Here is a 12,878-nt window from a genome sequence, read left to right as displayed (position 1 = left end):
GTAATACAAATGGCTGCCAAGGAAATTCGTTTCGGTGAAGACGCCCGCGCCCGCATGGTCAAGGGCGTGAACATCCTCGCCAATGCCGTCAAGGCCACCCTCGGTCCGAAGGGCCGCAACGTCGTGCTCGACAAGAGCTTCGGCGCCCCCACGATCACCAAGGACGGCGTGTCCGTCGCCAAGGAGATCGAGCTGGCCGACAAGTTCGAGAACATGGGCGCGCAGATGGTGAAGGAAGTCGCTTCCAAGACCTCCGACAACGCCGGTGACGGCACCACCACCGCCACCGTGCTGGCCCAGGCCCTGATCCGCGAGGGCATGAAGGCGGTCGCCGCCGGCATGAACCCGATGGACCTCAAGCGCGGCATCGACAAGGCCGTCGTCGAGGCCGTCGCCGAGCTCAAGAAGATCTCCAAGCCGTCCTCGACCTCGAAGGAAATCGCCCAGGTCGGCGCCATTTCGGCCAACTCCGACCACAACATCGGCGAGCTGATCGCCAAGGCGATGGACAAGGTCGGCAAGGAAGGCGTGATCACCGTCGAGGAAGGTTCGGGCCTGGAGAACGAGCTCGACGTCGTCGAGGGCATGCAGTTCGACCGCGGCTACCTGTCGCCGTACTTCATCAACAACCAGCAGTCGATGTCGGCCGAGCTGGAAGACCCGTTCATCCTGCTCTACGACAAGAAGATCTCGAACGTGCGCGAGCTGCTGCCCGTGCTCGAGGGCGTGGCCAAGGCCGGCAAGCCGCTGCTGATCGTCGCCGAGGAAGTCGAGGGCGAGGCCCTGGCGACCCTGGTGGTGAACACCATCCGCGGCATCGTGAAGGTCTGCGCCGTGAAGGCCCCGGGCTTCGGTGACCGCCGCAAGGCGATGCTCGAGGACATGGCCATCCTGACCGGTGGCACCGTGATCTCCGAGGAAGTCGGCCTGCAGCTCGAGAAGGCCACCATCAAGGACCTGGGCCGCGCCAAGAAGATCCAGGTCTCGAAGGAGAACACCACGATCATCGACGGCGCCGGCGCCGCCGACGGCATCCAGGCCCGCATCAAGCAGATCAAGGCCCAGATCGAGGAGACCTCGTCCGACTACGACCGCGAGAAGCTGCAGGAGCGCGTGGCCAAGCTGGCCGGCGGCGTTGCGGTGATCAAGGTCGGCGCCGCCACCGAGGTCGAGATGAAGGAAAAGAAGGCCCGTGTCGAGGACGCCCTGCACGCCACCCGCGCTGCCGTTGAAGAAGGCATCGTCCCGGGCGGCGGCGTGGCCCTGCTGCGCGCCAAGGCGGCCATCGCCGGCCTCAAGGGTGCCAACGAGGACCAGAACCACGGCATCGTGATCGCCCTGCGCGCCATGGAAGCCCCGCTGCGCGAGATCGTGACCAACGCCGGCGAAGAGCCGTCGGTCATCCTCAACAAGGTGGTCGAGGGCAAGGGCGCGTTCGGCTACAACGCCGCCAACGGCGAGTACGGCGACATGATCGAGTTCGGCATCCTGGACCCGACCAAGGTCACCCGCACCGCGCTGCAGAACGCCGCGTCGATCGCCGGCCTGATGATCACCACCGAGGCGATGGTCGCCGAGCTGCCGAAGAAGGACGAGCCGGCCATGCCGGGCGGCGGCGGCATGGGTGGCATGGGCGGCATGGACTTCTGAGTCCCGTTCCGGCACCAAAGCCCCTCTCCCGCTTGCGGGAGAGGGGTTGGGGAGAGGGCAAGCCCGCTCCCGATGAAGGCCCCGCCCCGGCGGGGCCTTCTGCTTTTCCACCCTGACCGCCCGCTCCCCGCCCCTGCGTTGCTATCCCAAGTCCCACCGCGGGGGAGCGCGGCCATGGCGCCAAGGCAGGAAACCCGGGCCCCGTCCGCCCGGCTGGTCGGCACGCTGCTGCTGCTCGTGCTGGTCGTCGCGGCAATCGCGCGCTCGCACTGGGGCACCCGGCTCGACGGCTTCACGGTGGACGAGCCCTGGCACGTGGTGGCCGGCGTGTCCTACCTGCGCACCGGCGACTACCGGCTCAACCCGGAACACCCACCGCTGGTGAAACTCGCGGCGGGGGCCGCGCAGCGCGAGGACTTCGCGCTGCCACCGTTCGCGCCGCTGGTTGAAAAATCGCAGGAGCGCGACTGGGTCGAGGACGTGATGTTCCTCGGCAACGACGCCGCGGCGGCGCAGCAGCGGACGCGCTGGTCGCTGTGGGCCTTCCACGGCGCGCTGCTGCTGGCGCTGGGCCTGCTGCTGTGGCGTGCGCTGGGGCTGGCCTGGGCTGCCGGCGCGTTGGCCTTCCTCGCCATCGAGCCAAGCGTGGCCGCGCACCTGCCGGTGGCCATGACCGACCTGCCGCTGGCGCTCACGCTGGCGGTCGCGGTGGTCGCCGCAGGTTTGCTCCTGTCGAGGTGGCAGTGGCGCTGGGTGCTGGCCGCCGGCCTGGCGCTGGGCCTGGTGCTGGGCAGCAAACACTCGGGCCTGGCCGGCGTGGCCGGCGTGGGCGCGGTGCTGGCGATCGGCGTGCTCGCCGGCTGGCGCAGCGAAGGCTGGGCCGAGGGCGTGCGCCGGCTGGGCCGCGTGGCCGCGGCCGGCGTGCTTGGCGTCGCGGTGCTGTGGGCGATGTATGACTTCCGCTTCCACGCCGGCCCCGACGGCAGCGACGGCTTCAATCGATCGATGCCCGACAAGGTCGCCGACCTCAACATCCCGCACTGGCGCCTAGCCATCGGCGTGGCCGACGAGGCGCGGCTGCTGCCGCGCGCCTACCTCTGGGGCCTGGCCGACACCGTGCGCGCCGGCGTCGAGGGGCGCGGGCAGTCCTCGCACCTGCTTTGGGGCGTGAACCACAAGGGCCGGCCGCCGTGGTTCACCTGGCCGAGCATCGTCGTTTCGAAGCTGCCGCTGGCGCTGGCCGCGATGGCGCTGGCCGGCCTGTTGCTGCTGCGCTGGCGGAGCCTGCCCGCCGCCGGGCGCTGGACGCTGGCGGCGGCACTCGGCGCGGGCGGCGTGCACCTGGCGGCGCTGATGTCGGGCCAGGGAACTTACGGCGGCATCCGCCACGCGCTGCCGCTGGTGGTGCTGCTGGCGCTGCCGGCAGGTGCGTTGGTGGCGTTCGCCTGGCAGCGGCGTGGCATGGCGCTGCGCGTGCTGGCGCTGGTGCCGCTGGCGGCCGCGCTGGGCATGACGATCGGCGAGCCGCGCGTTTGGGAGTACCACAACGAGCTGGCCGGTGGCAGCCGCGAGGCCTATCGCCAGTTCGGCAACGAGGGCCTCGACCTGGGCCAGCGATGGCCCGAGATCAAGGCCTTCCACGACGAAGTGGTCGCGCCCGAAGGCGCCACGCTCTACTCGGATTACTGGTTCATGGAGGAACAGGCCATCGCCGCCCGCAGCAACTACCGGCGCAAGGTCGACAGCATCGACGACACCAACGTCGACGGCGTCTACGAAGGCTATTTCCTCTACCCCATGCACATGACCCTGCCCTGGCCGGACTGGGGCTGGGACCCGGCGGTGGGCCTCAAGGGACTCGAGCAGGTGGCGCGGCGCGGTTACGTGGCGATCTACAAGGGCCGTCGCCAGGACGCGCAGGGCCGCGCGGCCGACGTCTACGACAAGGTGCTCGAGCACCTCTACAAGCTCGGCGGCGGCCGCGACGACGTGGTGGCCGCGCGCCTCGAGGAGGTGTTGGTGCAGCTGCCCTTCCACGTGGGCGCGGCGGTCGAGCTGGGCAATGCCTACCTGCGCCTGGGCAATGTCGCCGCCGCGCGCCGCGCCTACGGCCTGCCGCTGGTGCAGCAGATGATGCCGGTCGAACCGCTGGTCGAATCGCAACTCCAAGAGCAGATCGCGCGCCTCGCCGACGGCACCGACCCCGCCACCGTCCCGCCCCTGCGCAACCCCTGGATGGAATAGAACGGGGTCAGGTTCACTTCAAGGGCCCGCCGGCCTGCTGCCAGGCTTCGATGCCGCCGCGGTACCAGAGCACGTTGGTGTACCCCAGGCGGGTGGCGCGCAGCGCGGCGTTGTAGCTCATCCAGCACTGCACCGACTGGCAATAAAACACCATCGGGCGATCCTTGCGGCCCTGCGTCACCTGCTGCAGGTAATTGCCGAAATCGCGCTGCACCAGGTCGTCGAAGCTGCCGCCCTGCGAGGCTGGCACCACCGGGATGGCGTTGGGCAGCATCTGCGGCCCGCCGAGCACGTCGAACACCAGCACGCCGCTGTTGGCGTCCTGCATCAGCTGCACCAGTTCGGGCGTGGTCACCAGGCGGCCGCCGGGCAGCTGGTTGGGCGTGGGGCCGTGCAGCCCGCCGGACTTGAGCTGGCTGCTCGGCGGCACGCCCATGTCCTGGCGCTCGAACTGCACCAGTCGCGCCAGCGCGTCGTTGCCTCCCGGCGGGCCGGACTGCGGCTGCGGCGGATACTGCCCGGGCTGCGGTGGGTATTGGCCGGGTTGCAGCGGGTATTGCGCGGGCTGCGGCGGAACCTGGCCAGCCTGCGGCGGGTACTGCTCCTGCTGGGGCGGGTACTGCGGCTGTTGCGGCTGGGGTCGTGGCTGCGGCTGCGGCGCACCGAAGCTGTCCTGCGCCAGGGCGGGCGCCGCCAGCAAGGTGATGGCGAGGGTCAAGACCATGCGGTTCATTCGATGCGCTCCAGTCGTTCGGCGTCGGTGCCGAGGTCGCGGTTGGGGTCGAAGTTCGGGTCGTCGCTCTGGATGTAGCTGCCGTCGGCGGCGCGCCAGGCGTTGTCGCTGTAGCCGTCCAGGCGCACCTGGCCGCCGGCGGCCGGGTCCTGGTAACGCGTGGTTTCGGTGATGGCGTCGATGCTGCGGTCGTGCATGCGGTCGCTGGCGGCGTTGCGCTCCTCCCAGCCGCGCATCTGCATGTCGGCGATCTCGCGGTTGGTGTCGGCCATGATCCGGCCGCGCTCGATCGCGCCGCGCGTGGCGGTGCGCGACATCTCCTCGTGGTGCCGGTTCATGCGCGCCTGCCACTGCGGGTCGACCTGCAGGGTGGCGGCGATGCGCGCGAGCAGGTCGATCTCGAGCTGGCCCGCGGGCGCCGCCAGCGTCGTGGCGCCGAACGCCGTGCCGCTCATGAACTGGCGCACCTCGCCCGGCATCACGCCGGGCATGGCCATGTTCGAAAACTGCACCACCACCGCCACCACTTCGCGCATCTCGGTGCCCTGCTGGTTGTAGGCCAGCAGGAACTCGCCGGCTTCCTTGCGCCAGGTGGTGCCGGCGCCATCGGGCGGCGGCGGCGAGCGCACGTAGTCGGGGCGGTCGCGGTAGTCGAGCACGCGCGCGCCCGGGCGATGGCGCTGGATCCAGCCCTCGAGGTACTGGCGCGCGCTGGTGATCGGCTGGCGCGGGCAGGCGCCCTGGCTGGGCGGCAGGCCCAGGTTGTCCCAGGTCCAGGCCTCGGACGGGTGGATCGTCATCAGGTGTGCGCCATCGGGCGCGCGGGCCTGCCAGCGCAGGCTGGGCGTGGCGCCGCAGGGCGCGTTCTGGTCCCAGACCACGCCGCCCTGGGTCTGCCAGCCGGCGGGCAGCTGCACCCACTGTGCCGGCATGGGCTTTTCGAAGCCGTTGGGGTCGATGATTGGCACGCGCTGCGGGCCGCCGGGCGGCGGCGTGCCCTGGGCGGCGGCCGCCATCTCCGGCGGGGGCGAAGGACCGGCCGGGGCGGGCCCCTGCGGCCAGTCGGACGCAGCCGGCGCCGTAGCCTGCGGCCAGTCGGGCGCCGGGCGCGGCGCGGTGTAGGCCTCCGGCGCCGCCGGACCGGTCGCCTCTGCGGCCTGGTCTGCGTCATCGCCGCCGCGACCCAGGCAGCCGGCCAGCAGTGCGGCCAGGACCAGCGTGGATACCTGCTTCGTTTTCATGGTCCGTCCCCCTTTTCCCCTACAGGCGTAAAGCGGGGCGGAACCGGCTCAACGGTCGGGAGGGTCGCCGCCGTCGGCCAGGGCGGCGAACAGCCAGGCGCGCGCCGCCTGCCACTGTCGCTTCACGGTCGCCGGCGAGCTGGCCATCGCCTCGGCGGTCTCCTCGATGGTCAGGCCGCCGAAATAGCGCAGTTCGACCACGCGGGCCTTGTCCGGGTCGAGCTGCTCGAGCCGGGCCAGTGCCGCATCCAGGGCCAGGGCGTCCACGTCGCCGGCCTCGGGTGCGGCTAGATCCACGCCGGTCAGCGTGACCTGGAGGCCGCTGTCGCGCTTGGCCGCCTGCCGGCGCCGCGCGTGGTCCACCAGGATGCCGCGCATCACCCGCGCGGCCATGTGCACGAAGTGGCCGCGGTCCTGCCAGTCCATCCGCTCCAGCCCGGACAGCCGAAGGTAGGCCTCGTTCACCAGCGCGGTGGGCTGCAGGGTGTGGTTGCTCCGCTCGCCGCGCAGCTGGCGGTCGGCCAGCGCCCGCAGCTCCGGGTAGAGCACGGCGACGAGGCGGTCGCGCGCCGATCCGTCGCCTTCGCGCCATTGCCTGAGCAGTTGGGTGATGTCGTTGGCCATGGCCGCCGAGTCTAGCTGAGCCAGTTCGGCCCCGCCTTGCGCCTTCTGCTAACGTCGGGCCGCGCGGTGCGGCCGGGGGAACTGATGAATACGTCCATCGAAGTGCAGGTCTTGCAGTGGTTCGAACGCGCGCTGGCCCAGAAGCCGGAGTTGCGCGCCGTGTGGCTGGCCGGGCAGGACCTGGACACGGGGGTGCGCGACCGCGTGCTGCGCCTGCTCGAGGCCGATCGCGCCTCGGGCGCCTTCCTCGAGGAGACCGCCGTCGCGCCGGAGGAAATGCCGGCCGAGTTCCCCAAGGTCGGCGAGCGCCTCGGTGCATGGGAGCTTCTCAAGCCGCTCGAGGCCGGCGGCATGGGCGTGGTCTACCTTGGCCGCCGCGCCGACGATGTCTACGACCAGCAGGTGGCGATCAAGCTGGTGCGTCCGGTGCACCTGCTGGCGGCGGCTGATTTCCGCCGCCAGCTGATCAGCCGATTCGAGGACGAACGAAGCATCCTCGCCCGCATGAGCCACCCGAACGTGGCGCGCATCCTCGACGGCGGCAGCACCGCCTCCGGCATTCCGTATTTGGTGATGGAATTCGTCGACGGCGTGCCGCTGACCGATTACTGCCGCACCCACCAGCTCGACGTGCCGGCGCGGCTGGCGCTGTTCTGCAAAGTCTGCGACGGCGTGCAGGAGGCGCACCGCCACCTGATCGTGCACCGCGACCTCAAGCCCGACAACATCCTCGTGGGCGCCAACGGCGAACCGCGCCTGCTCGACTTCGGCATCGCCAAGATCCTCGAACAAGAGCCCTTGCCCACCGACGGCAAGCGCCACACCTCGCTGTCGGCGATGACGCCGGCCTACGCCAGCCCGGAGCAGGTGCGCCAGCAGGCGCTCACCACCAGTTCCGACGTCTACTCGCTGGGCGTGATGCTCTACCAGCTCGTCGCCGGCGTGCGCCCCTACGAGCTCGGAGGCTTGCGCCCGTCCGAAGCCGAGCACGTGGTCTGCGAAACCCTGCCCGATCCGATGCGTCGCATGCTCGACAAGGCCGTGCTCTCGGACGTGGAGCGCCGCCAGCGCCGCGCCCAGATCACCTCCGACGTCGAGCGCATCGTCGCCAAGGCCATGCACAAGGAGGCCGCGCGCCGCTACGGCTCGGCCCAGGAGCTGGCCGACGACATCCGGCGCTACCTCGAGGGCCGGCCGGTACTGGCGCACCCCGATTCGACCGCCTATCGCGTCGGCAAGTTCGTGCGCCGCAACCGCTGGGGAGTGATGGCGGCCTCGGTGGCGCTGGTGGCGGTGCTGGCTTCGGCCGGCGTGGCGCTGTGGCAGGCGGACCGCGCACGCCAGGCGGCGGCCGACACCGAACAGGTCAACGCCTTCCTGATCGAGGTGCTGTCGTCTTCTGACCCGTACAACGCCGGGCGCGAGCTCAGCCTGGGCGAGGCCGTCGACCTGGCCTCGGGCCGGGTGGCGGAACGATTCGCCGGTCGCCCCGACCTCTCGTCGCGCATCCGGCATGCCCTGGGCTACAGCATGACCAGCCGCAACGAGCTCGAACTCGCCGAGCGCGAGCTGCTCGCCGCCAGGGAGGAGGCCATGCGCGCGCTGGGGCCGGACGACCTGCACACGCTGCGCGTGCAGGAGGCCATCGCGGTGCTGCGGATGTGGCAGGGCCTCGGCGAGGAGGCCGTGTCGCTGTGGCAGGATCTGTTGCTTCGCCTGGAGGCACGGGGCCTGAAGGACGACCCGATCTACCTGCTGGCGCTCAACAACCTGGGCAACTACTACCTGTCGCTGGAGGACTACGCGCGGGCCGATGAGGTATTCACCCGCGTGCGCGCGCTGCCGGCGCCGAGCACCGAGGGTGGTTTTGCTCCCACCGACCACGCCGCGATGCTCTCGAACTTCGCCTACACCGCTCACGGCGTTGGCGACCTGGCGCGCGCAGAAGCGCTTTACCGCGAGTCGATCGCCGAGTTCGAGCGGCTGGTGCCCGAGGGTAGTCCCGAACTGGCCATGGCGCTGAACAACTTCGGCCACCTGCGCCAGGAGCAGGGTGAGCTCGAGCAGGCCTACGAACTTTTCGGACGTTCGGTGCGGATGCGCGAGCGGGCTTTCCCGCGGGGGCACGAGATGGTCGTCAACCCGATGGCTGGCCTGGCGATGATGGCCATGCGCCTGGACAAGCCCGACGAGGCCCTGGCGCTGGCCGGCAAGGCCAGCGAGATGGCGACGCGTGTCTACGACCGGCCGGAACACGGCGCCGCCTTCGCGCACTGGGTGCTGGCCGCGACCCGCCACAGGCTCGACGATCCGGCCGGCGCCGCCGATGCCCTGGCGATGGCGCAGGACGTGTTCGCGCAACTCTCGCCGCCGCCGGAAGACCTGGCCGAAGCCATCCCCGCCCTCGCCGAGCAGGTCTGCACCGACCCCGGCGCCGCCACCAAACCCGCCTGCCAATAGAAACGGGGTCCAGAAACGGAGAAACGGGGTCAGGTTCACTTCCGAGAAAGGGGGTCAGGTTCACTTTCCCCTCGCGCTTTGGGCCGGTGCGCCGGCCTGGCGCCTGCGAACCGGTGCGTCTTTGCTTCCACCATGGATCGGAAATCGTCCCGACCCCAGGCACGCTGCTGGCGCAGGTAGATGCGGATCTCCTCGATCTCGTCCTTGGAAATCGCCTCGCGCAACAAGGCCTGGTAGGCAGTTCCCGGTGGCTGCGCCGAATCCTGGAGTGCCACTTGCGCAGGGTGGAGTGTCAGCAGGGGCTCGTCGCGCAGGCCACACAGGGCGGCGCAGCTCGACCATGGATAGTTCGCCGGATCGTCGGTCACCCGCGCCCGCACCGGGTTTAGGTCGATATACCGGGCGCAGCGAAGCAGGTAGACCTCGCTGTCGACCAGACATGCCTTGTAGCGGCCCTCCCACAGCGTGCCGGTGCGCTCGTGGCGGGCGTTGAACCAGGCTACGTAGCGGCGCCCCAGCCGCTGCATGAGCTCGCCTACGGCACCGGCCTTCGGCGGCGTCAGCAACAGGTGCACATGGTTCTGCATGAGCACGTAGGCATGCAGCTGGCAGCCGGTGTGTTGCAGTGCCTGCCGAAGCGTCTCCAGGTATTCCCAACGGTCCCGGTTGTCGAGGAAACACGGCAGTCGGTTATTGCCACGCTGCACGACGTGTTGGGGAATGCCGGCGAGGTCGATGCGGGGGTAACGGGCCATGGCCCTAGTGCGCCACCAGGGGCAGCGGCGCACCATCCTCAAAACACCCGCTGGCGACTCGGAATCCTGCCGATCCGCCAGCTAGAAGTGAACCTGACCCCCTTTCTTGCTCAGGCGGCCTTCGCCCGCCGCGTGAAGCGGCGGGTGAAGGTTTCCATGGCGGCGAAGGCGGCCGGCACGACCACCAGGCTCAGGGCGGTGGAGGTGATCAGGCCGCCGATCACGGCCACGGCCATGGGCTGGCGGAAGGCGGCGTCGGCGCCGAGGCCGAGCGCGATCGGGGTCATGCCGGCGCTCATCGCGATCGTGGTCATGATCACCGGGCGCGCGCGCTTGCGGCAGGCGTCCACCAGGGCGTCGTGCATGTTCATGCCCTTCTCGTCTTCCGCGATGACGGCGTAGTCCACCAGCAGGATCGAGTTCTTGGTGGCGATGCCGATCAGCATCAGCAGGCCGATCAGCGCCGGCAGCGAGAGCAGGGTGCCGGTGAGCAGCATCGCGCCGAAGGCGCCGCCGGCCGACAGCGGCACCGCCATCAGGATGATCAGCGGGTGGCTGGCGTGGTTGAACAGGAGCAGCAGCACCGCGTACACGCAGAACAGGCCCGCCGCCATCGCCAGCGCGAAGCCGGTGAACAGCTCGACGAACACTTCCGAGTCGCCGGTGTTGAGCACCTGCACGCCCGGCGGCAGCTGCTGCAGCGAGGGGAGCTGCTCGACCTCCGCCATCACCTCGCCCAGCGGCCGGCCATTGAGCTCGGCGGTGAAGGTGATGTTGCGCTCGCGCGCGAAGCGGTTGACCACCGACGGTCCGGCGCCGGTGCGGATCTCGGCCACGGCCGACAGCGACACGGTGCCGCCGTGGGCGCTGGGCACGCGCATGAGCGCCAGCAGGTCGGGGTCGGACAGGCCGTCCTCGGCCAGGCGCACGCGGATCGGGATCTGCCGGTCGGGCAGGTTGAGCTTCGACAGCCGCTGGCGGTAGTCGCCGCTGGTGGCGATGCGCGCGGCTTCGGCGATGTCGAGCGTGGACACGCCGAGGTCCGCGGCGCGGCGGGCGTCGGGCACGACGACCAGCTCGGGGCGCAGCAGCGAGGCGGTCGAGCTCACCGTGCCCAGGCCGGGAAGCGAACGCAGGTCGCGTTCGAAGGCCTGCGAGGCCTGGTAGAGCCGGTCCGGGTCGCTGCCGGTGAGCACCAGCATCAGCTGCTCGCCCGGCTCGCTGGAGATGAAGCGCTGGCGCACGCCGGGCAGGGCGGTGAGCCGCTCGCGCACCTCGCGCTCGAGCTCCTTCTGCGAGCGCTCGCGGTCGCCCGCGTCGCCCCAGTCGAGCACCATGATCGCCTTGCGCACGTCGGCCACGCCGCTCACCGCCGGGTCGCCCAGGTCGAGGATGCCGCCGACGGTGGCGTAGGCTTGCCTGAGCTCCGGCAGGTCCGAAAGCAGCGCGCGGGCGCGCTCGCTCATCGCCGCGGTCTGTTCGAGCGTGGCGCCGGGCGCGAGCTCGAGGCTGAGGTTGCTGCGGCCGAGGTCGGAGCCGGGGATGAAGGTGGCCGGGATCAGCGGCACCAGCGCCAGCGAGCCGATGAACATCAGCAGCGCGCCGAGCAGGGTCTTGGCCCGGTTGGCCAGCGCCCACTCGACCACGCCCAGGTACCAGCGCATCAGCCGCGATTCCTTCTCGACGTGCGGCTTGGCCTTGAGCTGGTAGGCCGCCATCATCGGCGTCAGCAGGCGCGCGACCACCAGCGAGAACATCACCGCCGTCGCCGCCGTCCAGCCGAACTCCAGGAAGAACTTGCCGGCGATGCCGGGCATGAAGGCCACCGGCACGAACACCGCGGCCAGCGTCGCCGACGTGGCGATCACGGCCAGGCCGATCTCGTCGGCCGCCTCGGTGGCCGCCTGCTTGGGCGGCTTGCCCATGCCCATGTGCCGGTCGATGTTCTCGACCTCGACGATGGCGTCGTCCACCAGGATGCCGACCACCACCGCCAGCGCCAGCAGCGTCACCAGGTTGAGGCTGAAGTCGAACAGCCACATCACGCCGAAGGTCGGGATGATCGACAGCGGCAGCGCCACGGCCGAGATCCAGGTGGCGCGCCAGTCGCGCAGGAACCACCACACCACCAGCACCGCCAGCAGCGCGCCCTCGTAGAGCATGGTCATCGAGGACTGGTAGGAACCCTTGACCTCGTCCACGGCGGTGCTGACCAGGCGGAACTCCACGCCCGGGTGCATGGCCTTGAGCTTGCCGATGGCCGCCTCGACGCCGGCGCCCACCTCCAGCTCGCTCGAGCCGCGGGTGCGGGTGATGCCGAAGGCCACCACCGGCTCGCCGTTGAGCAGGGCCAGGCCGCGGCGCTCTTCGTGGCCGTCGGTGACGTCGGCCAGCGCCGACAGCGGCACCTGGCTGCCGTCGGGGAGCACGATCGGGAACTGGGCCAGGTCGCCCGCGCGCGCCACCGTGCCGACCGCGCGGATGGCCTGCTCGCCGCCGGCCCAGGTGGCGCGGCCGCCGCTGCGCTCGAGCTGGCTCGCCGCCAGCTGCTGCGACACCTGCCCGGCGGTCAGGCCGTAGGCGGCCAGCACGCCCGGGCGCAGGTCCACCTGCACCTCGCGGTTCACGCCGCCGGCGCGGCTGACCTGGCCCACGCCGGGCACCGCGAACATCGCCTTGGTCACCGCGTCGTCGACGAACCAGCTCAGCTCGTCCTCGGTCATCGCCTCCGAGGCCACCGCGTAGGTGACCAGGGTGCCGCCGACGACTTCGATCTTGGCGACCACCGGCTCCTGGATGTCCTGGGGCAGGTCGGTGCGGATGCGGGTGACCGCGTCGCGCACTTCGTCCAGGGCGTCGCCCAGGTCCTTGCTGAGCTTGAACTCGACGAAGGTGGTGGAGTTGCCCTCGACCACGGTCGAGACCAGCTTGTTGACCTGCGGCAGCGTGGCGATCGAGTCCTCGATCTTGCGCGTGACCTCGGTCTCGAGCTGGTTGGGCGTGGCGCCCGGCAGCGCCACGCTGACGGTGACGCCCGGGTAGGCGATGTCGGGGAAGCGCGAGACGGCCAGCTGCTGGAAGCCCACCAGGCCGACGATGCCCAGCAGGATGAAAAGCAGGATCGCCGGCAGCGGCCGGTTGATGGACCAGGCGGAGAAATTGATCGCCATG

General features: G+C 70.5%; 8 protein-coding genes. 3 read left to right on the top strand and 5 right to left on the bottom strand.

Annotation, left to right across the window (positions count from 1 at the left end; genetic code table 11):
* The first annotated feature begins 9 nt into the window (after positions 1 to 9).
* The gene (gene groL, locus C6N40_RS12345) at positions 10 to 1,650 is read left to right on the top strand and encodes a chaperonin GroEL (protein ID WP_106991337.1); all 1,641 of its coding nucleotides are present in this window, start codon (positions 10 to 12) and stop codon (positions 1,648 to 1,650) included.
* Between the two features lie 174 nt (positions 1,651 to 1,824).
* Positions 1,825 to 3,894 (top strand): phospholipid carrier-dependent glycosyltransferase, encoded by a 2,070-nt coding sequence (locus tag C6N40_RS12340; protein WP_162782216.1) that lies wholly within the window; start codon positions 1,825 to 1,827, stop codon positions 3,892 to 3,894.
* Positions 3,895 to 3,907: 13 nt separating this feature from the next.
* Here C6N40_RS12340 and C6N40_RS12335 read toward each other — a convergent pair whose 3' ends face one another.
* Genes C6N40_RS12335 through C6N40_RS12320 form a run of 3 tightly spaced genes read right to left on the bottom strand, consistent with a single transcriptional unit; the run spans position 3,908 to position 6,492 of the window.
* Positions 3,908 to 4,627, bottom strand: a complete 720-nt coding sequence (locus C6N40_RS12335; RefSeq protein WP_162782215.1) for a rhodanese-like domain-containing protein — start codon at positions 4,625 to 4,627, stop codon at positions 3,908 to 3,910.
* The gene (locus C6N40_RS14135; RefSeq protein WP_162782214.1) at positions 4,624 to 5,868 is read right to left on the bottom strand and encodes a hypothetical protein; all 1,245 of its coding nucleotides are present in this window, start codon (positions 5,866 to 5,868) and stop codon (positions 4,624 to 4,626) included. The genes C6N40_RS12335 and C6N40_RS14135 overlap by 4 nt, the downstream gene beginning before the upstream one ends.
* Before the next feature lie 48 nt (positions 5,869 to 5,916).
* Entirely contained in the window at positions 5,917 to 6,492 is a 576-nt protein-coding gene (locus C6N40_RS12320; protein WP_106991333.1) for a sigma-70 family RNA polymerase sigma factor, read from the bottom strand.
* 84 nt (positions 6,493 to 6,576) lie between these two features.
* Between C6N40_RS12320 and C6N40_RS12315 the strand changes: the two genes are divergently transcribed.
* Complete coding sequence (locus C6N40_RS12315; protein ID WP_106991332.1) at positions 6,577 to 8,952, top strand: protein kinase domain-containing protein; 2,376 nt, start codon at positions 6,577 to 6,579, stop codon at positions 8,950 to 8,952.
* Positions 8,953 to 8,987: 35 nt separating this feature from the next.
* Here C6N40_RS12315 and C6N40_RS12310 read toward each other — a convergent pair whose 3' ends face one another.
* Positions 8,988 to 9,707 (bottom strand): transposase, encoded by a 720-nt coding sequence (locus tag C6N40_RS12310; RefSeq protein WP_106991331.1) that lies wholly within the window; start codon positions 9,705 to 9,707, stop codon positions 8,988 to 8,990.
* Positions 9,708 to 9,817: 110 nt separating this feature from the next.
* Complete coding sequence (locus tag C6N40_RS12305; RefSeq protein WP_240183522.1) at positions 9,818 to 12,877, bottom strand: efflux RND transporter permease subunit; 3,060 nt, start codon at positions 12,875 to 12,877, stop codon at positions 9,818 to 9,820.
* Position 12,878: the final 1 nt, after the last annotated feature.

Origin of the sequence: Arenimonas caeni, assembly GCF_003024235.1 — a bacterium.
Classification (GTDB): Bacteria; Pseudomonadota; Gammaproteobacteria; order Xanthomonadales; family Xanthomonadaceae; genus Arenimonas; species Arenimonas caeni.
This window is presented reverse-complemented; position numbering and strand designations above follow the sequence as displayed.